General features: G+C 65.5%; 19 protein-coding genes. 8 read left to right on the plus strand and 11 right to left on the minus strand.

The genetic code is table 11. From position 1 onward, the window contains the following. Window position 1: 1 nt before the first annotated feature. The 7 genes from J2S96_RS01645 (at window position 2) to J2S96_RS01675 (ending at window position 8,032) form a co-directional block, all read left to right on the plus strand. Entirely contained in the window at window positions 2–1,690 is a 1,689-nt protein-coding gene (locus tag J2S96_RS01645) for a 5-oxoprolinase/urea amidolyase family protein (RefSeq protein WP_306859234.1), read from the plus strand. Then, complete coding sequence (locus J2S96_RS01650; protein ID WP_306859236.1) at window positions 1,683–3,446, plus strand: acetyl/propionyl/methylcrotonyl-CoA carboxylase subunit alpha; 1,764 nt, start codon at window positions 1,683–1,685, stop codon at window positions 3,444–3,446. Before J2S96_RS01645 ends, J2S96_RS01650 begins: the two co-directional genes overlap by 8 nt. A 49-nt stretch (window positions 3,447–3,495) precedes the next feature. Further along, window positions 3,496–4,173, plus strand: a complete 678-nt coding sequence (locus tag J2S96_RS01655; protein WP_306859238.1) for a GntR family transcriptional regulator — start codon at window positions 3,496–3,498, stop codon at window positions 4,171–4,173. Window positions 4,174–4,384: 211 nt separating this feature from the next. After that, complete coding sequence (locus J2S96_RS01660) at window positions 4,385–5,098, plus strand: DUF969 domain-containing protein (protein ID WP_306859240.1); 714 nt, start codon at window positions 4,385–4,387, stop codon at window positions 5,096–5,098. Beyond that, a complete protein-coding gene (locus tag J2S96_RS01665; protein WP_306859242.1) occupies window positions 5,095–6,066 on the plus strand; it encodes a DUF979 domain-containing protein in 972 nt (323 codons plus the stop codon). Before J2S96_RS01660 ends, J2S96_RS01665 begins: the two co-directional genes overlap by 4 nt. Window positions 6,067–6,085: 19 nt before the next feature. Continuing rightward, on the plus strand, window positions 6,086–7,168 hold the full coding sequence (locus J2S96_RS01670) for a DUF2891 family protein (RefSeq protein ID WP_306859244.1): 1,083 nt from the start codon (window positions 6,086–6,088) through the stop codon (window positions 7,166–7,168). Window positions 7,169–7,381: 213 nt separating this feature from the next. Continuing rightward, window positions 7,382–8,032: a helix-turn-helix domain-containing protein gene (locus J2S96_RS01675; protein ID WP_306859246.1), complete on the plus strand. Its 651-nt coding sequence runs from the start codon at window positions 7,382–7,384 to the stop codon at window positions 8,030–8,032. Between the two features lie 22 nt (window positions 8,033–8,054). On the opposite strand, the gene J2S96_RS01680 is transcribed toward J2S96_RS01675, so the two are convergent. The 5 genes from J2S96_RS01680 to J2S96_RS01700 form a co-directional block, all read right to left on the minus strand. Then, window positions 8,055–8,537 (minus strand): SDR family NAD(P)-dependent oxidoreductase, encoded by a 483-nt coding sequence (locus J2S96_RS01680; protein ID WP_306859248.1) that lies wholly within the window; start codon window positions 8,535–8,537, stop codon window positions 8,055–8,057. Window positions 8,538–8,584: 47 nt separating this feature from the next. Beyond that, on the minus strand, window positions 8,585–8,737 hold the full coding sequence (locus tag J2S96_RS01685; protein ID WP_306859250.1) for a hypothetical protein: 153 nt from the start codon (window positions 8,735–8,737) through the stop codon (window positions 8,585–8,587). 258 nt (window positions 8,738–8,995) lie between these two features. Further along, entirely contained in the window at window positions 8,996–9,838 is an 843-nt protein-coding gene (locus J2S96_RS01690; RefSeq protein ID WP_306859252.1) for an amino acid ABC transporter permease, read from the minus strand. Between the two features lie 13 nt (window positions 9,839–9,851). Beyond that, the gene (locus J2S96_RS01695; protein WP_306859254.1) at window positions 9,852–10,499 is read right to left on the minus strand and encodes an amino acid ABC transporter permease; all 648 of its coding nucleotides are present in this window, start codon (window positions 10,497–10,499) and stop codon (window positions 9,852–9,854) included. A gap of 10 nt (window positions 10,500–10,509) precedes the next feature. Next, entirely contained in the window at window positions 10,510–11,490 is a 981-nt protein-coding gene (locus tag J2S96_RS01700; protein ID WP_306859256.1) for a glutamate ABC transporter substrate-binding protein, read from the minus strand. 191 nt (window positions 11,491–11,681) lie between these two features. Between J2S96_RS01700 and J2S96_RS01705 the strand changes: the two genes are divergently transcribed. Beyond that, entirely contained in the window at window positions 11,682–12,605 is a 924-nt protein-coding gene (locus J2S96_RS01705; RefSeq protein WP_306859258.1) for an NAD(P)-dependent oxidoreductase, read from the plus strand. Between the two features lie 49 nt (window positions 12,606–12,654). On the opposite strand, the gene J2S96_RS01710 is transcribed toward J2S96_RS01705, so the two are convergent. The 6 genes from J2S96_RS01710 to J2S96_RS01735 form a co-directional block, all read right to left on the minus strand. Further along, window positions 12,655–13,404 carry a dienelactone hydrolase family protein gene (locus tag J2S96_RS01710; protein WP_306859260.1) on the minus strand — a complete coding sequence of 250 codons (750 nt, stop codon included), beginning with the start codon at window positions 13,402–13,404 and terminating at the stop codon, window positions 12,655–12,657. A 100-nt stretch (window positions 13,405–13,504) separates the two neighbouring features. Next, on the minus strand, window positions 13,505–13,954 hold the full coding sequence (locus tag J2S96_RS01715; RefSeq protein WP_306859261.1) for a hypothetical protein: 450 nt from the start codon (window positions 13,952–13,954) through the stop codon (window positions 13,505–13,507). A gap of 545 nt (window positions 13,955–14,499) precedes the next feature. Further along, window positions 14,500–16,128 carry a purple acid phosphatase family protein gene (locus J2S96_RS01720; RefSeq protein WP_306859262.1) on the minus strand — a complete coding sequence of 543 codons (1,629 nt, stop codon included), beginning with the start codon at window positions 16,126–16,128 and terminating at the stop codon, window positions 14,500–14,502. Window positions 16,129–16,364: 236 nt separating this feature from the next. Next, window positions 16,365–17,174, minus strand: a complete 810-nt coding sequence (locus J2S96_RS01725) for an ABC transporter permease (RefSeq protein ID WP_306859264.1) — start codon at window positions 17,172–17,174, stop codon at window positions 16,365–16,367. After that, on the minus strand, window positions 17,146–18,072 hold the full coding sequence (locus tag J2S96_RS01730; RefSeq protein WP_306859266.1) for an ABC transporter ATP-binding protein: 927 nt from the start codon (window positions 18,070–18,072) through the stop codon (window positions 17,146–17,148). The genes J2S96_RS01725 and J2S96_RS01730 overlap by 29 nt, the downstream gene beginning before the upstream one ends. A 37-nt stretch (window positions 18,073–18,109) precedes the next feature. Continuing rightward, window positions 18,110–19,711 (minus strand): ABC-F family ATP-binding cassette domain-containing protein, encoded by a 1,602-nt coding sequence (locus J2S96_RS01735; RefSeq protein ID WP_306859268.1) that lies wholly within the window; start codon window positions 19,709–19,711, stop codon window positions 18,110–18,112. Between the last annotated feature and the right edge of the window lie 104 nt (window positions 19,712–19,815).

Consider the following 19,815-nt stretch of genomic DNA (forward strand, 5'->3'; position numbering starts at 1 on the left):
CATGACCCCACAGCAGCAAGCAAGCGAAGCCGCCGCACCCGCCGGCCTAAACGGGATCAGGGCCGCCGGCGACCGTGCCATCCTGGTGGAGCTGCCATCCCTGCAAGCTGTCCTCAGCCTCCAGACGCAGCTCACCGCGCATCCGCAGCCGGGCCAGATCGACGTCATCGCCGCCGCCGGAACGGTCCTCATCACGGCGGATTCGCCCCAGGCTATACAGGCACTGGCGGCACATGTACGCGGCTTGGACCTTGAGGCGCCCGTGGAAACTGACAGCACGCTGGTCAGCATCGACGTGGTGTACGACGGCGAGGACCTGGATGAGGTGGCGGCCCTCACCGGGCTGGGCCGCGAGGGAGTGGTGGCAGCCCACACAGGCCAGCTCTGGACCGCGGCCTTCGCCGGCTTCGCTCCGGGCTTTGCCTACCTCACGGGCGAGGATTCCAGCCTGGAGGTTCCGCGTCGCCGGTCGCCGCGTACGGCTGTTCCTGCGGGCGCGGTCGCCTTGGGCGGCGCCTACTCGGCGGTCTACCCCCGGCAGTCGCCGGGCGGCTGGCAGCTGATCGGCCGGACCGATGCAGCCATGTGGGACCTCGGCCGGGAGAACCCTGCGCTGATCCGTCCCGGGGACACGGTCCGGTTCCACGCCGTCCGCGCCAAGGCCACCGTGACTCAACAGCTCGTGACTCAACAGCAGAAGCCCAAGCCCAGCGACGCCGAGGCGGAAGAGCAAGCCACCGAAGGCCTCGCCGTCCGCAAGCCCGGACTGCAGTCCACCATCCAGGACCTCGGCCGCCCGGGTTACGCAGCGCTCGGCGTGAGCAGCGCCGGCGCCATGGACCGCGGAGCACTTCGCCGCGCGAACCGCCTGGTCGGCAATCCGGAGGATGCCGCCGGGATCGAACTCCTTTTCGGCGGGCTCGAACTTGTTGCCCTCAGCGACCAGGTCATCGCCGTCACCGGAGCAGCCGTTCCGCTGACGGTCACGCGCCCGGACGACGAACAGGCTGCGGATGAGCGGCGGCCGAGGGCGACCCTGCACCCGGCGTGCGACGCCCCATTCGCCCTCTTGGCAGGGGAGCGGCTCACTGTGGGCACCCCCACTGCGGGCCTGCGCTCCTACGTAGGTGTCCGCGGCGGACTCGGTGGATCCGAAGCCCTGGGCAGCCGATCCACGGACACCATGTCCGGCATCGGCCCCGAACCGCTTCAAGCGGGCACTATCCTGACCGTCCGACCCCCCAAACCAGGCAGCGTCGTGGGCCATCCCGAGATCTCGCCCCTCCCGGACGTAAGCCAGGCCATCGTGCTGCGTGTGGTTCCCGGACCCCGGCAGGACTGGTTCAGCGCCGAAATGCTGCAGGCCTTCCTGGCCCAGGAATGGACCGTCACGCCCCAGTCGAACCGGATCGGACTGCGGCTGAACGGCCAGGCACTCACCCGCAGCCGCGACGGCGAACTGGCCAGCGAAGGAACCGTCCGCGGCGCCGTGCAGGTGCCTCCGGAAGGCCAGCCGGTCCTGTTCCTGTCCGATCACCCGGTGACCGGCGGCTACCCGGTGATTGCCGTCGTCGTCCACGCGGACCTGGACAAAGCCGCACAACTTCCCCCGGGCACCACCGTGCGGTTCGCCGCGGCGGCGTTCCCGGCAGAGCTGCCCGAAACACCTAAGGAAACCTCCCATGCGTAAAGTCCTCATTGCCAACCGCGGCGAGATTGCCGTCCGGATCGCCCGCGCTTGCGACGATGCAGGCCTGGACAGCGTGGCCATCTACGCCGACCCCGACGCCGATGCGCTGCACGTCTCAGTAGCCACCGAATCGTACTCGCTGGGTGGCTCCAGGCCCCAGGAAACCTACCTGGACATCGAGAAAATCCTCGCCGTCGCCGCGAAAAGCGGTGCCGACGCCGTCCACCCCGGCTACGGCTTCCTGTCCGAGAACGCCGGCTTCGCCCAGGCAGTCATCGACGCCGGCCCGACCTGGATCGGCCCTTCCCCGGAGACCATCCGGCTCCTGGGCGACAAGGTCAGCGCCCGAGAGGTGGCCGTCCGCGCCGGCGCCCCGCTCGCGCCGGGCAGCGACGGGCCGGTGGCCAGCGCGGCCGAGGTCCGCGCCTTCGCGGAGCAGGTGGGCCTTCCGGTCGCCATCAAAGCTGCCTTCGGCGGCGGCGGCCGCGGCCTGAAGGTGGTCCGGAACCAGGCCGACATCGAGGAGAGCTTCGACTCGGCAGTGCGTGAATCCTTGGCTGCCTTCGGCCGTAGTGAGTGCTATGTGGAGAAGTTCCTGGACCGCCCGCGCCACGTGGAAGCCCAGGTCATCGCGGACATGCACGGGAACGTGGTGGTGGTGGGAACCCGCGACTGCTCGTTGCAGCGCCGCCACCAGAAGCTTGTGGAGGAGGCCCCCGCGCCGTTCCTTGCCGCCGAACAACGCGCTGCCATCCATGCCTCGGCCAAGGCGATCTGCCGCGAGGCCGGATACGTGGGCGCGGGGACCGTGGAGTACCTGCTGGATGGCTCGGGTTTCCTGAGCTTCCTGGAGGTGAACACCCGGCTGCAGGTGGAGCACCCCATCACCGAGGAGACCTCGGGCGTGGATCTGGTGGCCGCGCAGCTGGCCATCGCGGCGGGGGAGAAGCTTCCCGTTTTGGAGGACCCGGAACCACGGGGCCACGCATTCGAGTTCCGGATCAACGCTGAGGACCCGGGCCGGGGCTTCCTGCCGTCCCCGGGCTCTATCACGGAGTTCGAGGTGCCCACCGGGCCGGGGATCCGTGTGGACACCGGTGTCCGCGCCGGCTCCGTGGTGCCGGGGCAGTTCGACTCCCTGCTCGCCAAGCTTGTGGTCACCGGAGCGGACCGGCAGCAGGCCCTGCGCCGCGCACGCCGGGCCCTGCGGGAGTTCCGCATCGGAGGCCTGGCCACCGTGCTGGCGTTCCACCGGGCCGTGGTACAGGACCCGGACTTCACCCGTGCCGACGGGCTGGACATTTACACCACCTGGATCGAGAGCGAGTTCGCGTCGGTCCTGGCGGCGGACCCTGCCTTCAGCCCCGCCGCGCCGGAGGAACCCCGCCGGACCATCGGCATCGAGGTGGACGGCAAACGGATGGAGCTGGGTCTTCCCAAGACGCTGCTGGATGCACTGCTCGACGGCGGCGCACGGCGAGGTACCGGAGCTTCCGGTACCGGGGCCCAGGACAATGGCACGGAGACTCCGGCGGAGGAGAACGACGGCGATCTGCTGGCGACCATGGCGGGCACCGTCGTGAAGTGGCTGGCCCAGCCCGGGGCGTCGGTCGAGGAAGGGGAAACGGTGCTGGTGCTTGAAGCCATGAAGATGGAGACGGCCGTTGCAGCCCACCGGTCCGGCACGCTCGGTGAGCAGTTGGCAGCGGCGGGTGACGCCGTAACGCCCGGCCAGGTGCTCACCAGCATCGGTTGAGCCGCGACGCTGGCGCTGTGGCGCCGGTCCGGGCCGATATCGTGGTCCCATGACGTTTGACGAGGTGCTTGCCGATCTCCAAGCCCAGGCCAAGACCACAAAGCACGCCGAAACGGGCCTCTGGGTCGCGGCCCAGCTCCGCAGCCGCATCGAGGCCGGGAAGCTGAAGCCAGGCTCCAAGCTCGCGGAGGAAGCCCTTTGCGAGGCACTTGGCGTGTCCCGCAATACCCTGCGGGAGGCATTCACCGCGCTCCACGCGGAGCATATCGTCACGCGCATCCCCAACCGCGGAGTGTTCGTCGCCCATCCCACGGCTGACGACATCCGGGAGATCTACCGTGTGCGCCGCTTCCTCGAGCCGGCCGCTGTGCTGTGGTCCGGTGACGCCTCCATGGAAACCCTGGCAGGAATCATCAAGGCGGCCAGGGCCGCCGCCGTGGACGGAGATATCCCGGGAATGGCCGGTGCCAACCAGGACTTCCACCGTGCCATCGTAGAGCGCGCCGGCAGCGAGCGGCTCAACAACCTCATGGACCAGGTACTGGCCGAAATGCGGTTGGTATTCCACTCCATGGCCGCCAACCCGGCCTTCCACGAGCCCTACGTCGAGGACAACGCGAAGATCGTGGAACTCCTCGAGGCCGGGAAGCTGGCCGCGGCAGCGGACTTCCTGGCGGGGTACCTGGACCGCGCCGAGGCGCAGCTGCTCGCCGCCGTCGAGCGTTAGCCAAAACTTTTCCCCGGGAGGGGTTGTAGGATTGTTGAACAAAACGGTATGCTGTAAGTCACACCGTTGTTCTGCAGCTCACTAAAACCTGCAGCTTTGACGTGACAGGGGCTCCCGCCCCTCGGCGCCGCCCAACCCTTCAACCGGGGCACGGACGCGCCGGCCCCCCACTTTCGCAGACCCGTCACGGGTCCCCTGGGAAGGGATAACCATGCTTGTACTCATCGGGGTCCTCCTGGTGATCGTTGGCTTTGCCATCCGCCTGAACCCCCTGATTGTCGTCACCGTCGCCGGCATTGTCACGGCACTGCTGGGCGGCATGAACCCCGCGCAGATCCTTGACTCGTTCGGCACCGGGTTCGCCAACAGCCGCTCGGTCACCATCTTCGTTGCGGTGCTGCCGGTGGTGGGCATCATTGAGTTCTTCGGGCTCCAGGAGCAGGCCAAGATCCTCATCGGCCGCCTCGCCAAGCTGACCGCAGGCCGCGTCCTGATCGGCTACCTGGCAGTCCGCCAGATTACCGCCGCCGTCGGCCTGAACAGCATCGGCGGCCACGCCCAGACCGTCCGCCCGCTGGTGTTCCCCATGGCAGAGGGCGCAGCGCTGCGCCGCTACGGCCATGTGCCGGAAAAGATCAGCGAGAAGATCAAGGGCCACTCCGCAGGCGCTGACAACGTGGGGGTCTTCTTCGGTGAGGACGTCTTCGTGGCCGTCGGCTCCATCCTGCTTATCACGACGTTCGTTGACACCACCTACCACCTGCATTTGGAACCGCTCCAATTGGCGCTCTGGGCCATCCCCACTGCTATCGCCGCCTTCCTCATCCACGGCTTCAGGCTGCTGCGCCTGGACAAGCAATTGGACAAGGAATACCGCGAATACGAGCTCACCGCCCAGAAAGAATCCGCAGGAGAAGCCAAATGATCAACGTTGAAGCGGTTTACTGGCTGATCGGCATTCTCTTCGTCGCGTGGGCATCCTTGATTGCCGCCGACGCCAACCATCCCCGCCGCTGGGGCAGCTCGGCCTTCTGGGGCCTGCTGGGCCTGTGCTTCTTCTACAGCACCTGGGTCCAGGCGGGCACCGCGCCGGGCTGGATCCTGGGCATCGCCGTCCTGGTCCTGGTGGTCCTTGCCTCCACCGGCCTGCTGGGCCACGGCAAACACCGCACCACCACCGGCCCGGAGCGGGAGGCGTTCGCCAAGCGCTTCGGCAACAAGCTCTTCATCCCCGCCCTTACGCTTCCCCTGGTCACGGTGATCCTGGTGCTGGCAGCGCCGGTGCTGGTGATCGGCCGCACGCCGCTGCTCGATCCCAAGAACACCACGCTGGTGGCCCTGGCCATCGGTGCCGTGGCGGCCGTCGTCGTCGCCCTTTTGATCCTCAAGCCCAAGAACCCGGCGACGCCCATTTTCGAAAGCCGCCGCATCCTTGAATCGATCGGCTGGGCCGCGCTGCTGCCGCAGATGCTCACGACGCTCGGCATCCTCTTCACCAAGGCCGGTGTGGGCACCGCGGTGGGCACGCTCGCCTCCGGGCTGCTTCCCAAGGGCTCGCTGATCGCCGGCGTGATCGTGTACTGCGTGGGCATGTTCCTGTTCACCGTGCTCATGGGCAACGGGTTCGCCGCGTTCCCCATCATGACGGCCGCAATCGGCTGGCCCGTCCTGGTGCAGGGATTCCATGGCGACCCGGCCATCGTCTTCGCCATCGGCATGCTCGCCGGCTTCTGCGGGACACTCTGCACCCCCATGGCGGCCAACTTCAACCTGGTGCCGTCCGCGCTGCTGGAAATGGAGAACAAGTACGGCGTCATCACGGCGCAGGTGGGCACCGCAATCCCGCTGCTGGCAGTCAACATCGGGCTGATGTACTTCCTCGCCTTTCACTAAACCCCCGCAAAGGAGCACCATGGACAACGATTTTCGCGCACAGGCGGCACCGGGATACGCTGCCGTGGTGCTGGGCAACCTTTCCGAGCCCTTCCCGCACTCGGCCCACCACACCCAGGTTTCCGCTAACGACCGGCCCTCTCCGGAGCAGATCCACCCCGCGTTCTATACCTCCTTCGACTGGCACTCCTGCGTGCACATGCACTGGCTCGGAGTGAGCCTGCTCGGCGGTGCTTCCGCCTCGGCTTTGGAAGGAGCGTCCGACGGCGGCACAAAGGTTTGGGTGGAGGGCCCCACGGCTGCGTCGTTGCGGGAAGCGCTGGACGCCAACCTGACCACGGCCAAGCTGGCGGTGGAGCGCGACTACCTGCTGGCCAACCCGTCCTGGGAGCGCCCGTACGGGTGGGCATGGCTCATGCGGCTGGCGGCAACGTGTTCCGCCTCGGATGATCCGCAGATCCGGAAATGGGGTACCGCGCTGGAGCCCCTGGTCGATGCTGGGGCGGAGCTCAGCGTGGCATGGCTGGCCAAGGCGCAGTATCCCGTCCGGCACGGCCTGCACACCAACGCGGCCTTCGGAGTGGGGTACATGCTGGATGCCTTCCAGTCACTGGGCCGGGATGATGCAGCCAAGGCATGCGAAGAAGCTGCGCGCGGGTGGTTTGGCAACGACCGCGGTTGGCCCGGCGACTGGGAGCTCAGCGGCCAGGACTTCCTCTCCGCTGGACTGAGCGAGGCGGACCTGATGCGCCGGATTCTGTCCGCCGACGAGTTCGCTGCCTGGTTCGCCGGGCTCCTGCCGGGACTCTCAGCGGAGTCGCGGATCCTGCAGCCCGTCAGTGTGACGGACGAGACCGACGGGTACCTGGTGCACCTGCATGGGCTGAATCTGACCCGCGCCGGGCAGCTCGCCCGCATCATTGCGACGCTTCGCGGATCCGGCAGTGCCGAGGCTTCCGCTGCTACTGCTGTGCTTGGTCAGGCACTTGATCCGATGCTCAAGGCCGGGCTTCGCGGGCTGGAGAGCGGCGACTTCATGTCCACGCACTGGCTCGCCAGCTTCGCATGGGACGCGCTGGAATCAGTGGCGGCGCTGGGCTGATCCATCTGTCAGCGGCACGAGGCAAGCGGTAATCCCGGCTGCCTCGCCAAGCGCCGCTGCTGTCGTCAGGACACTGGCCCCCGAATAGTAAGTAGGCTGAGTGTTTCCGCCCGTAGGGCCGCCAAAAATCAAGTACCCGGCACTCGTGTCCCTACTTGCCCGTGGGCTGTTGGCTCTAACCAGGAACCTTTGAGCCTTCGGGGAGGACATGGGATGGATGCTGGAGTGCCGTCACGGGAGGCTCCGCTGACTTTGCGGCAAGCAGCCACGCGGGCAGGGCTGGATGTGAAGTCCTTCAAGGTCCTCGCCGACGCCCTCAACGGTACGGCTGCTGATCTGCGTCTGGCCGGGAACCGGGGCGCGGCCCGGTACGATCCGGTCCGGCTCCGCGACTGGCTTGCGCGACGGAGCGTGGCCGACGAGTCCCCGTTGACGGTTCGGATCAGGGCCAGTTGGGACGGTGCGCAGTGGACGGTCCGCGACATGGAGAGGCCCGTGAGTGTCACTGGACCGCGCCTGATGGCTGCGCAACGGTCCTTGGCGGAGCAGCTAGCCGAGGTTCTGCAGGTAGGAGGCGAGCGGCTGGTTTTCGACGTCGCGTACGAAGCCGACCGCCCGGGCATCCTCTCCTGGGTGCGGGCCGAGTCCTTGAAGGTCCGGGCCGACGAGCTGTTGAATGAGGCCGGGCGACGGCGCGTGGAAGCGGTCCTTGGACTGATGGCTGAAGGGGTTACCCCGCCGGAAATCGCAGAGGTGTTCGGAGTGTCGTACCAGCGCATCCAGAAGATCCTGGCCGGCGCAAGAGACGAAAGAGTCTACAGCTCAGGCACCGGGCCGAGGGCCAAAGCCCAACAAGCGCGGTGACGGTGCCGCGCCTGGACCACCGTCAGGCATCGAAGTCGGTGCTGCGGCTGAGCGGCTCCCAGGTGTCGGCGTCCGCCCGCAACGCGTCCCGTGCAGCACGGAAAGCGTTCGAGGCGTCGTTTCCGAGCAGCAACAGGTAGGGGGCGTCCTCGGACTCGACGACCTTGATGAGCGCTGCAGCCGCCTTCGCGGGGTCGCCATTCTGGGTGCCGTGCACCGTGTCGTGTTCCTTGCGGCGCTTTCCGGCTGTTTCGGCGTAGTCGGCGATCGGTTCGGCGGCCTGGGTGAGGGAGCGGCCGGCGAAGTCGGTGCGGAACGCGCCGGGCTCGACGGCGATCGCGCGGATGCCCAAAGGTGCGACCTCTTTGCGCAGCGACAATGTGAGCGCCTCGATCGCGGCTTTCACCGCGGAGTAGTAGCCGGAGCCTTCCGGGCAAATGCGGGCGCCAATGGAGGACAGGTTGACGATCGTCCCGGAGCGACGGGCGCGCATTCCCGGCAGCACGGCCTTGATGGTGCGGTCATGAAACTTCTCCTTCCTGATCGGATCGATTAGCTATCTTGCTGGAGCGCGCGCTTCCGCGCGCGCCGGTACTCTTCGTTCGTGACGTGCTCGCCCCAGGTGACGGTCGCGCCGTCGTTCTCGGGGAGCCGTTCGGAGAGGGCGAGGTGGGCGTCCAGGAATGCCTGCAGCGAGGGCCTCACGCCGCTAGCCGTCGGTGCGCGCACAGATGCCTGAGGCCGGACCGGTGACAGGGCTGCCGTCCGGGCGAGATCGTGCAAGATGCTGCGTCTCCGCCTCGTCCAACCGCAGGACCCGTGCAACCGCATCCAGGATCTCGGCTGAAACGCCTGCGAAACAGGAACCATCAGTTAGTGGATAACCGGCCACCCCGCGCAAACCCCGATGCGGCCGAACCGGAATGTCCGACGAGATAGCTGGCAGCGCGCCGAGGCTGTCGCTCAGCCGATGCCTACTTCCAGGGCCTCCTGTGCGATCCGGGCGGGCCGTCCGGACATCCGGCGCTCAAGATACCGGGCCAGATGGGAAATCAGGACATTGGTGACCACATAGACCGCCGCGATAATCAGGTACGTCTGGATCAGGTGGTTGGTGTAGGCGGTGAGATTATTGGAGGTCTTCATCAGTTCCGGATAGCTGACGGCGTAGCCCAGGGTGGTGTCTTTGAGCAGCACCACCAGCTGCGCCACCATGGACGGGACCACAATCCTGACGGCTTGGGGAAGAACGATGCTGCGCATGAGCTGGCTCTGGGACAGGCCCACGCTCATTCCAGCTTCGCTCTGGCCGGCCGGGAGCGCAATGATCCCGGCCCGGAAGATCTCGGCCATAACCGCAGAACTGCACAGCGTGATCGGGATGACGAGCTTCCAGAAGATATCCGGGTTGATCCCGTATTGGGGAAGGCCACTGACAAAGATGTAGACCACCAGGAGCAGCGGTACCGAGCGGAAGAATTCGATCCACCCTGTGGAAAGTCGCCGAAGTGGCGTGCGCGACGACAGCCTGCCGAGCGCGAGGAGCAGCCCAAGGGGCAGCGCAAGAACTGCGGACGCAGCCGCAGCGGCCACGGTATTGCCGAGCCCGGCGAGCAGGAAGAGCAGGTACGGTCCCTGCGTGAATTCAGCCCAGCGGTCGGCGGCAAGCTGCCCCGCCTGGCCGAAACGCAGCAGCACCGCCCACACGAGGCAGGCGATAACAACAAGGCTCAGCACCGTGAGGATGCGGATCCGCCGCCGTGCCCTCGGGCCGGCCGCGTCGAAGAGACTGTCTTGGGTGCTCATGGCTGGAATCCTTTCATCGCCGAACCCGCAGCCGTTGTTCCAGCCGGGCTCCCAGACCACCGGCCAGCAGGGAAATGACCACATAGGCGACGGCGGCCAGGAGATACGTGGTCAGCCCGAGCGCCGCTTCGTTGTTGATCTCCGAAACCTGGAGGGTCAGGTCCTTCACCCCTATGACGCCAGCAAGGGATGAGCTGAGAAGGATGCCGATGAACACATTGACGATCGGCTGGATCACGCTGCGGAAGGCCTGGGGAAACAGCACGAAGCGGAGCACTCCGAAGAAGTCCAGGCCGATGGAGCGGGCGGCCTCGACCTGGCCCACCGACACCGCATTGATGCCGGTCCTGATGGCTTCACAAGTGAACGCGGCCCCCAGCAGGATCATGGAGAGAGCCGCGCAGGTGAACAGATCGAACGTGATTCCAATGTCCGGGAGGCCGAAGGTCACCACCACCAAGAGACTGATTAGTGGAATGTTGACGAAAAGTTCCACGTACAGCCGCCCGAACGCACGGAGCGGCAGGATGGGGCTGACGCGGCATGCGGCGATTGCCGTACCGACGACCAGCGAACCGAGGAAAGCGACGGCGGTCAGGCGCACCGTCATCCAGAGTCCGGCCAGCAGGTCACCAAGGTACGTGGTGAACAACTGATCCATTGGCGAGGCCTCAGGCGCCGATGGCAGGTGGTTTCGGGGGATCTGTCTTGAGCACTTGGCCCACGGTGGCTTTCCACAAGGCATCCCAGGAGCCGTCGGACTCTACAATTTTCAGCCATGCGTTGACGAACGCAAGCGCGTCCGTACCCTTGTGCAGCCCTATGCCGTATTTGTCGCTGTTGCCAAAGGTGTCGCCTACGATTTTCACGTCCTTGTTCTTGGCAGCATCAGACAGCAGGATGGACTGGTCGATGACGTAAGCCTCCACCCGGCCTTGCTGGACCGCCGCCAGGCACTTGGGGTTGTCGTCGAAGGTCTGGACGTTGGCCTGCGGGGCCACGTCCTTAAGGAGGGTAACGCCGGTGGACGCGCTCTCGGTTGCTACCGTTTTGCCAGCCAGGTCCGCCACAGACTTGATGGAGGTGTTGTCCGCCTTGACCAAGATGGCCGACTTGGACTCATAGTACGGGCCGGCGAAGTCCACCTTCTCGGCACGCTTGGGCGTTATGGAGTAGGTGGCAAAGATAACGTCCACCGAATTGTTCTGCAGCACCGTCTCTCGCGTGTCCACGGTGACCTGGGAGAGGTTCTCCTTGGGCTCACCGATGATGTACTTGGCGAGCAGCTGTGACAGGCCGGCATCAAAACCGGCCACCTTTCCCGTGGCGGGGTCCCGCAAGGAAAAGAGCACGGATGTATCTGTGCCGCCCCGCATTAGCTGGCCCTTGGCCTTGATGGCCTTGGCCCAGGCGCTGGCCTGCACTATTGAATCCGGGGCGACGGCGCCTTTGGCCAGCACGGCGTCGAAGGCGGCCAGATCGATGACGGAACCGCTTCCCGCCACGCTGGACCCGGCAGAGCCCGACGGCGCCGGAAGCGTCGGCGTGCCGCCGCAGCCGGCCAGGGCACCGGCACCGAGGGCGCCCAGTCCGAGGGTAAGCGCCCCACGTCGGCTCAACAGCCCTGAGGAAAACATCGCATCTTCTGGCATTTATTGGTCCTCTCGTGGCCGGTGACACCCATCCGGCCACCGTCGTCGGTTCAAAGCTATGCCTCAATCCCCACTGAAATCACGAACGCCACAAAAAACAAGCCCGCATATTAACAATTAGCCGAGGAGGGCGTTGAGACGGTCAGCCGACGGTCCTCCCTGGGGATGCGGCGCGTGTATAAGATGACCCCATGTCTGAACCCGAACAAACCAGCATCCGCAACACCGCGATGAGCTCAACGGGCACGCCGACAGTCGCCGTCCTCGGCACCGGGATCATGGGCGCGGCCATGGCCCGGTCCATCCGCCGGGCAGGTATTACCGTCCGCGCTTGGAACCGCACCTTGCAAAAGGCCGAACCGCTCCGAAATGACGGCATCACAGTCACGGCCACCGCCGCGGAAGCCGTTACCGACGCCGACGTCATCGTGACGATGCTCTACGACGCCGACGCGGTACGCGCTGCAATGGACGCCGCGCATCCGGGAATCAAGGCGGGTGGCGTATGGATTCAGTCCACCACCGTCGGGATCGATGACGTCGGAGCGCTGGGCGAACTCGCTGCCGAGTACGGCCTCACATTCGTCGACGCGCCGGTGCTTGGCACCCGACAGCCTGCCGAAAAGGGTCAACTTACCATCCTCGCCGCCGGACCCACCCAGGTTCGTTCGAGCATTGGACCCGTGTTCGACGCGATCGGCGCCCGGACCGTCTGGACCGGGGAGGATGGTGCCGCCGGCACCGGGACTCGTCTGAAGCTCGTCGCCAACAGTTGGGTCATCGCGGCCACCAATGCTGCAGGAGAGACCATCGCACTTGCCCAGGCACTCGGCGTCGACCCACAATCCTTCTTCGATGCCATCGGCGGTGGCGGACTCGACATGCCCTACCTTCGCCTGAAGGCCGGACTCATCCTCGACGACGCGCTCACTCCGGCGTCGTTCGCTGCCAAGACCGCCGCAAAAGACGCACGCCTCATTGTCGACGCCGCCCATGCAAACGGTATCCGGCTAGACCTCGCTGAGGCGGGGTCAGCAAGACTGGGTCGCGTCACTGACGCGGGACGCGGCGACGAGGACATGGCCGCGGCATACTTTGCCAGCTTCATCGAGTGATACGGACCCCGTTACTCGAAACACGTGAGGCGTGCTGCGCCGAGGGAGCTCAGCCCTTCAGCGTCGCGTCGAGCAGCGCCTTCAGTTCCTCGAAGTGCCGCTCGGTTGCCGCCGGGTTGAAGGCGGAAGTGTCGGCCATGGTGTAACCGTGCGGCGCCCCTGCATAAATTTCGTTGGAGGCCTCAAGCCCTGCGGCCTGCAGGGCTTCGCCGAGCCGGGCGACGGCTTCCGGTGCCATGCTCCGGTCATGGTCCGCATGGCCGAAGACGAACCGGGCCCGAGCGTTGCCAAGTTCCAGGTGCGGGCTGTCCGGCTCGTCCGTGGCCAGGCCGCCGCCGTGGAACCCTCCGCACGCTGCCACCACGTCAGGGTGGGACGTGGCGGTGCGGACGGCCAATCGGGCGCCCATGCAGTAACCGGTGGTACCGATGGGGCCGGGAGCTACGCCGTCGAGCCCGGCAAGTGCGGACACCCACGCATTGATGTCCGGCAGCGCCTTGTCCGGCGTCAGGCGGCCAACCCGGGGGAAGGCGGCCTTGCCTGCAGCCTCCCTGCCTTCCTGGGTGGACATGTCCACGGCCGGGGCGAGCTCGGCCATGGATCCTTCACGGTAGAAAACGTTCGGCGCCAGCACCACGTAGCCCCAGACTGCGATGCGCTGGGCCATTTCCTGGATCCTGGGGCGCAGACCGAAGGCGTCCATGTAGAGGATGACGCCGGGAACGGGGCCGGTTGTGGTGGACGGGCGGGCGACGAGGGCCTCTGCGGTGCCTTCCGCAGCAGGGATTTCGATGGGCATGGGACCCACACTATCGGAGCTTAGGAGTGATGCCGGTTCACGATCCCGGCATGCCGAGATCGATCTCGCTCCACTTGGGCGTGCCCGTCACCACGGTAACTCAGACGACCGGTGCAGGCGGCTCCGCCCCGCCTTCCTGAGCCTCCCGGGGGACAGGTGCCCTCCTTACAACCAGGACGATAGCAACAGCCACCGCGGCCGCGATGAGAGCCGAAACAAGCAGCGTCTTCCCGGACGTGCGCTCCGAAGCCGTGAGTTTGCGTCCCGCACGCCGCACGGCGCGCGTCGCGGCTTTCCGCGCCCTGTTGGCCGCCTTCCTGTTTCCCGTCAGGGTGAGAACCGCATCGTGAAGGACATCGGGGACGTGGGCCTTGTCGAGCCGGGACCAAGCCCACCGGGCCGCGCCCTGGGCCTGCGGCGGAGGGTTCCCGACTATTTGATTGATCCATTCTTCCGCACGGTCCTGGGCAGCAAGCGCGGCTTTCTTCGCGGCAGTGCCGCCTTTGCTCGTGGACATCATCGTTGTCTCCTCGCCGTTGAATGCTGTCAACGGTCAGCCTACGCCCGCAGCCACAACCGGGAAACCGCAATAGGCGACATGCCCTCGGCGACGTCGATCCGACAGCCGTGCCCAACAGCGGCCCTCTCCGCCCGGGCCCCGGATGTTCGTGTTGACTTCGAGGGTCGCGGGTCAGAAACTGGGCGCAGGAGGCAGGGCCGTGGGTAACAACGTACCGTGGATATTCGTCTTGCTCGTCCCGTCACTGGGTTTCTTTTTCTATCTGGTCATTGTCAACATCAGGGTTACGCTCAGGCGGAAAGCTCTCGGGCTGCCCCCGCTTGGGTTGGTCCCGCGTCGCTTAGGGCACACCCCGCGTCGATTAGGGCACCGGCACAGGAAGAGGATCAACTACGTCGTAGTGGATGATCCTGCCCATCCCGACGGGGCCGGGAGCGCCCAGAAGCGGGCAGCCCGAACCGGTCGCTTCAAGCGTTCCCTCTCCTGGGCCAAGAGGCGCCGGTGAGGTGCTGCCCGCAGGCCGGCCGCCGTCGTCGGCTGGAACCAGGCTTCTTCTGGGAACTCAGCTGAGCACCTTAGCCTCGGCCCTTGTTCTCGCTGCCTCCCGGTTGGTGTGAATCCGAGCGTGGCCGCTGGAGCGTGAAGGATTCGAAGGATGCGAGCTGTCCCTGGGGACCGGTTACGTTGTAATACGTGACCTCGATCTTCGTCGTCCCCCCGGGTTCGGTGCCGGGGTCGACCGTGAAGGCAGCGAAACCATAGGAGTTGGCTGCATCCCGATGTGCCGACCAAGGAGCGTCTTCCTGCACATAGACCGCTGGCCGCTTTTGTGTTGCCGGGTCGGCTGGGCCGACGCCGGTGATGACCCGGCATGAGGGAGGGTTGTAAAACAACTGGTTCGACGGTACGGACGTTCCGCCCCCGCCGAGGACCATGTGTACCGTGCCCTTGGTGGTATCGATGACGTCGGTGCGCGTATCCGCCGGAATAGGGGTCAGTGTTGCGTTGTCTTGTTGGCCGCGGATGGGGTGGGAGCGTTCGTAGTGGTGCTCGTGCCCGCAAACAACGAGGTCCACGCCGTACTTGTCAAAAAGGGGTACCCATTCCTGCCGGATGCCAAGGTCGGCTCCGTTGAAGGATCCAGCTGTGCTGATGACAACTTGATGCATGCAGACGATCACCCAGTCGATGTTCCTGTCCGACCTCGCCGCGCTGAGTTCCTTCTCGAGCCACGCCTTCTGGGCGCCTTGCGAGTAGCCGCGGACGTAGCTGTTGCCGCCGTCTTGATAGCAGACGTCGTCATTGGCGAGGCTGATGATTCGCACTGAACCCGCGGTGAAGGAATACCAGAGGCCGCGGGTGACCTCGGTTTGGCCCGGCTGCGGTGGGACGGAGAAATATGTCTGGTAGGCGGCGTATCCGATGGGCCCGTTACCGTGCTCATTCTCATGGTTCCCGGCTGCGGGCATCCAGGGCCGGTGACGGGCGCTACGTGAGTTGTTATCCCAGAAGTCGGTCCAGGTCCGCACCCGGTTCTCTGAGATATTGGCGTAGCAGAGATCGCCATTGAACAGGTGGAACAGAGGCTGGACGCGTTCGACGCCGGCCGGCATGTCGCCGGCTGCAGGGGAACCGAGGTTGTCGTTGACCCACTGCTGCGTTCCTGACCCGGAGCTTGATTTCTTTCCGAGCGTGGGGGTGCCTTGGTCGCCAAAACTCGTGAAGGTGATCTTCCCGCGTCCGCGCGGGCCGGTCCGGAAGGAACCAAACTCTGGCTGCGCACCCTCGTGGATGGCTGCGTACACATAGTCATGGGACGGATCGAGTCCGCTGAGTTTCGCGTGGTGCGCGTACACCCTTTGACCGGATTTGGCATCGACGTAGCTGGTTTCTACGGCGGCCTGACTCCGTCCATAGGTTCCATCGGTTTCGCCGAGCATCGCCCGGGCGTTCCGGACCGGCTGCAAGGTGTGCCACGACACCACAACTTCGCTGGAAGCATCGGCACCGAACTGCAGATGCAGGCCATTCACAACCGGTGTGGTCAGCGGGTCGCCGGCTGCGGCGGGGAGTTTCGGCTTGGTCTCATCAGCTGACGCCGGGGTTGCGCCTGCCCAAACGGCGGTGGCGCCAGCCGCTGCGGCGGCCGTGAAGAAACCGCGGCGCGAGAATCCGAAACTAAAGATTTCTTTGTCATCTGTCATGGATCCAGCTTCGGGGCCGCCCGAGGCTAGCCAATGAAAACCGTTCAAGCGACGGACCGCCAACGGATTAACTCCTGGTTACCCCTTCATGCCGGGCGGTGTCAGTCGATGTAGTCCTCCTCGTCGGCGCGTCGTATATCCATGGTTCCGTTGGAAGTTTCCTCGCGGATGGAGCGCACGATCTGTGCCCGGGCATCTTCGACCTGCGACGCCCGCACGGGGGCTATTCCCCGCTGTTACGCCTTGATGTCCTGCCGCGGAAGGGCGAGAGCGCTGACCACGACAAAGCCCACGATCCACAACACGCCCGTCAGAAGTGCCGCCGGATAGCCTTGGGCCGGTGTGGGTCCTACGAGCGGTACCGCGGCTCCGACGATGGTGTTGAACACCCGGCCTGGAAACCATTGGGACACCTGCGGAGCGACGACGGCAATGATCCCCTCGAACACCAGGATGTAGGCCAGGCCGATTCCCACAGCGGAGGCGACTGAACGGGTCAGCACGGCGATGAGCATGCCCAGGGTGCTGACGCCGATGAGGCAGAGTGCCTCGTTGACGAGGAACTCCGCGAAGACGCGCAGCCCTTCGGCCGAGGTCCAGGCCGTGGTCTGGACGCCCTGGCCCGGGGCAAGTATGAGGATCAGGGTGCTGCTGGCAGCCAGGGTGAGCAGCATGGAGAGCAAGACGAAGAGCACGACGGCGAGCATCTTGCCGGCCAGCCACGCAAGGCGGTTCGGCTGGCGCACCAGCAGGTTGCGGAGCGTCCCCTGGGTCCATTCCGCCGCGAGGTTGGCGCTCACCAGAATGAGGGCGATAGCAATGATCAGGGATCGGGCTTGGCCGATGACGGCAACCAATCCCTCAGGGGTGTGGAACGCCGCGATGAGGCCGGTCATCTCGTGGCCGGTGGCTCCGGACGCGATCTGGTGGAAGGTCAAGTAGGCGATGAAGGTGCTCGCGCCGAGCATCGCACCGGCACCTGCCAGAACACTCCAGCGGCGGAATTTCAGGACTTCGCTACGGAATGCGCGGACGACCGAGGTCATGGACGTCTCCTTTCACCAGGGCGAGGAACAGCTGTTCGAGACTGGCGTCTTTGACCTGGATGGCCAGATCTGTCACCCCGGCTTCCCCGGCCTGCCGATTCAAGATCTGGGCGAAACCGGCGGCACAGGAGATGCGCAGGGCGTCGTCGTCCTGTGTGCATGCATAGCCCGACGCGTTGGCGATCCTGGTTACCAATTCGCGCCGGGCAGGATCTCGGGCTTCGATGACCAGTTCGACGCGCAGGGCGAGCAGGTCCCGGGCCGGGCCGCAGAACAGGGCTTTGCCCTCGTGAAGCATAACCAGCCAGTCCGTGACTTGTTCCAGTTCTCCGAGCAGGTGGCTGCTGAGCAGAATGGTCTTCCCCGCTTCGCGCAGGCGGCGCAGCAGCCCGCGTATTTCGATGATGCCCAGAGGATCGAGACCGTTGGCCGGCTCATCGAGAATAAGCAGCTCGGGGTCAGGAAGCAGGGCGATCGCCACACCGAGCCGTTGCTTCATGCCCAGTGAATACGTTCCGACCCGGTCACGTGCCCGGTCGGCGAGGTCCACCGTTTCCAGCAGTTCGTCGACGCGGGAGCCTGGGTAGCCGCCGAGGCGGGCGAGTACCTCAAGGTTGGTCCGCCCGGACAGACTCGGATAGAAGGCCGGGGCCTCGACGAGTGCTCCAACCCGCGGAAGGTAACGGGAGGGCTGGGTCAGGGGTGAGCCCAGCACAAAAGCGGTACCGGAGTCGGGCCGCACGAGCCCCAGGAGGAGGCGGAGAGTGGTCGTCTTCCCTGCCCCGTTGGGGCCGATGAAGCCCGTGATCGACCCGGCAGGTATGGACATGGTCAGGCCATCGACGGCGGCGCGCTTGCCGAAGCGCTTGCTTAAGCCGCGAGCCTCAATGGCATTCACGGGACATCACTCCATTCCGGGAGACAGACCATTCGGATCAGCCGTCTACGTCCTCGAACCGGCCAGCGGCGTCGAGCGCGAGAATCCTGGTGAGCCTGAGCCGGGCAAGGAACCGGTCGTCATGGCTGACGAGAACGATGGCGCCGCGGTAGCTGTTCAGGGCCTCGACCAGCTGCTCAACGCTCACCGCATCGAGGTTGTTCGTTGGTTCGTCCAGGACGAGGAGCTGTGCGGGCGGATCCGCGAATAGCAAGCTCGCGAGCGACACACGAAACCGTTCGCCACCTGAGAGTGTCGAAATGGGGCGGTTGACGTTGTCTCCTTTGATGAGGAGGCGTCCGAGCTGGTTGCGTATCTGCGCGTCGGGTACTTGCGGTGCGACCATCCGAATATTCTCGAGCACGGTTGCGGTGTCGTCGAGACCATTCAGGCGTTGGCTGAGATAGCCGACCCGGTCGGCGTGGAGAATTCCGTGTGCGCGCCCCGGTTCATTGGGGTTACCGCGGACGAGGTTCTCGAGAAAAGTCGTCTTGCCGACCCCATTGGGACCGATGAGAGCTACGCGTTCCGGTCCCTGGATGATGATCAGGCGGTTCGTCCCTTGGAGTTCGGCGACGCGTCGGCTGGCGGGAACGCCTGGGTCGGGGAGCTGCAAGCTGATTTTCTGATCAGGCCGGACACGCGCTGCGGCCTCCTCACGGGATGCCTGGGCCGCTCCGAGCTTGTCGTCGAGGCCCATGCGGAGCTTTCCCGCGGAGTTCTCGGCACGCGAGGCTAGCCCATTCATCAGGATTTTCGACCCACGCTTTTTCTCATTAGCAGTCCTGGCCGTTTTCGACCGCTTCGCAAGCTTGCTCTCCGCCTCGGCGCGCTGCCGTCTCTCCACTTTGACTGCGTGGTCGGCCGCCTGGGAGGACTGCACAGCGGCTGCCTGCTCCCGATCGAGATTTTCCTTCCACTCAGAGTATGGGCCGCCAAAGACCGCGAGCCGCCCAGCGTACAGCTCGGCGGTCTGGTCCATCCGGTCGAGTAGGTCCAGGTCGTGGCTGACAACAATGAGCGTGCCGGGCCATTCCTCGATCAAGAGCGCCAGAGTCGCCTTCGCTTCCCGATCGAGGTTGTTGCTGGGCTCGTCGAGGAGGGTAATAGGCAGGCGCCGTACCTTGAGGCCCGTGATCGCGATGAGCATCACTTCGCCTCCGGAGAGCTGGCTGACGCTTCGGTCGAGGTCCTGGACCGTGAATCCCAGGCGGCGGAGTTGTTCATCGGCCCGCGCCTCGATGTCCCAGTCGTCGCCTATGGTGTCGAAATGACGCTCATCGACGTCCCCGCCCTCAATCGCCCGGATCGCATCAACGATCGGGGCGATGCCGAGGAGGTCCGCCATCGTGGTCGAATCGTGCCAGGTAAGCGTTTGCGGGAGATACCCGACTTCGCCGGTCACGTTCAGAGTACCGCCGGTCGGGGTGAGCTCACCGGCGATGAGGCGTAAGAGAGTCGACTTTCCGGCGCCGTTGGTGCCGACGAGCCCGGTTCGACCAGAGGAGAAGCTTCCCGTGATGCTGGGGATTGCCAGCTCACCGTCCGGCCATGCGAAAGAAAGGTTGGAAAGAACAACGGAGGAGTTGCTTGATGACATGAGATCCCCAGGAAAGTGAAGGTGCTCAACCGAACGACGGGAGCAAAAATGAGCAGGAGGCCCCCGTATAACCGGGGAGCAGCAGCAGTCGCGACGGCGCCGCC

The organism is Arthrobacter bambusae, assembly GCF_030812595.1.
Lineage (GTDB): Bacteria > Actinomycetota > Actinomycetes > Actinomycetales > Micrococcaceae > Arthrobacter > Arthrobacter bambusae_B.

Excerpts from the sequence above, each read along its gene's own strand:
- J2S96_RS01645 (WP_306859234.1), top strand. The coding sequence starts at position 2 with ATGACCCCACAGCAGCAAGCAAGCGAAGCCGCCGCACCCGCCGGCCTA.
- J2S96_RS01650 (WP_306859236.1), top strand. The coding sequence starts at position 1,683 with ATGCGTAAAGTCCTCATTGCCAACCGCGGCGAGATTGCCGTCCGGATC.
- J2S96_RS01655 (WP_306859238.1), top strand. The coding sequence starts at position 3,496 with ATGACGTTTGACGAGGTGCTTGCCGATCTCCAAGCCCAGGCCAAGACC.
- J2S96_RS01660 (WP_306859240.1), top strand. The coding sequence starts at position 4,385 with ATGCTTGTACTCATCGGGGTCCTCCTGGTGATCGTTGGCTTTGCCATC.
- J2S96_RS01665 (WP_306859242.1), top strand. The coding sequence starts at position 5,095 with ATGATCAACGTTGAAGCGGTTTACTGGCTGATCGGCATTCTCTTCGTC.
- J2S96_RS01670 (WP_306859244.1), top strand. The coding sequence starts at position 6,086 with ATGGACAACGATTTTCGCGCACAGGCGGCACCGGGATACGCTGCCGTG.
- J2S96_RS01675 (WP_306859246.1), top strand. The coding sequence starts at position 7,382 with ATGGATGCTGGAGTGCCGTCACGGGAGGCTCCGCTGACTTTGCGGCAA.
- J2S96_RS01690 (WP_306859252.1), bottom strand. The coding sequence starts at position 9,838 with ATGAGCACCCAAGACAGTCTCTTCGACGCGGCCGGCCCGAGGGCACGG.
- J2S96_RS01695 (WP_306859254.1), bottom strand. The coding sequence starts at position 10,499 with ATGGATCAGTTGTTCACCACGTACCTTGGTGACCTGCTGGCCGGACTC.
- J2S96_RS01700 (WP_306859256.1), bottom strand. The coding sequence starts at position 11,490 with ATGCCAGAAGATGCGATGTTTTCCTCAGGGCTGTTGAGCCGACGTGGG.
- J2S96_RS01705 (WP_306859258.1), top strand. The coding sequence starts at position 11,682 with ATGTCTGAACCCGAACAAACCAGCATCCGCAACACCGCGATGAGCTCA.
- J2S96_RS01710 (WP_306859260.1), bottom strand. The coding sequence starts at position 13,404 with ATGCCCATCGAAATCCCTGCTGCGGAAGGCACCGCAGAGGCCCTCGTC.
- J2S96_RS01720 (WP_306859262.1), bottom strand. The coding sequence starts at position 16,128 with ATGACAGATGACAAAGAAATCTTTAGTTTCGGATTCTCGCGCCGCGGT.
- J2S96_RS01725 (WP_306859264.1), bottom strand. The coding sequence starts at position 17,174 with ATGACCTCGGTCGTCCGCGCATTCCGTAGCGAAGTCCTGAAATTCCGC.
- J2S96_RS01735 (WP_306859268.1), bottom strand. The coding sequence starts at position 19,711 with ATGTCATCAAGCAACTCCTCCGTTGTTCTTTCCAACCTTTCTTTCGCA.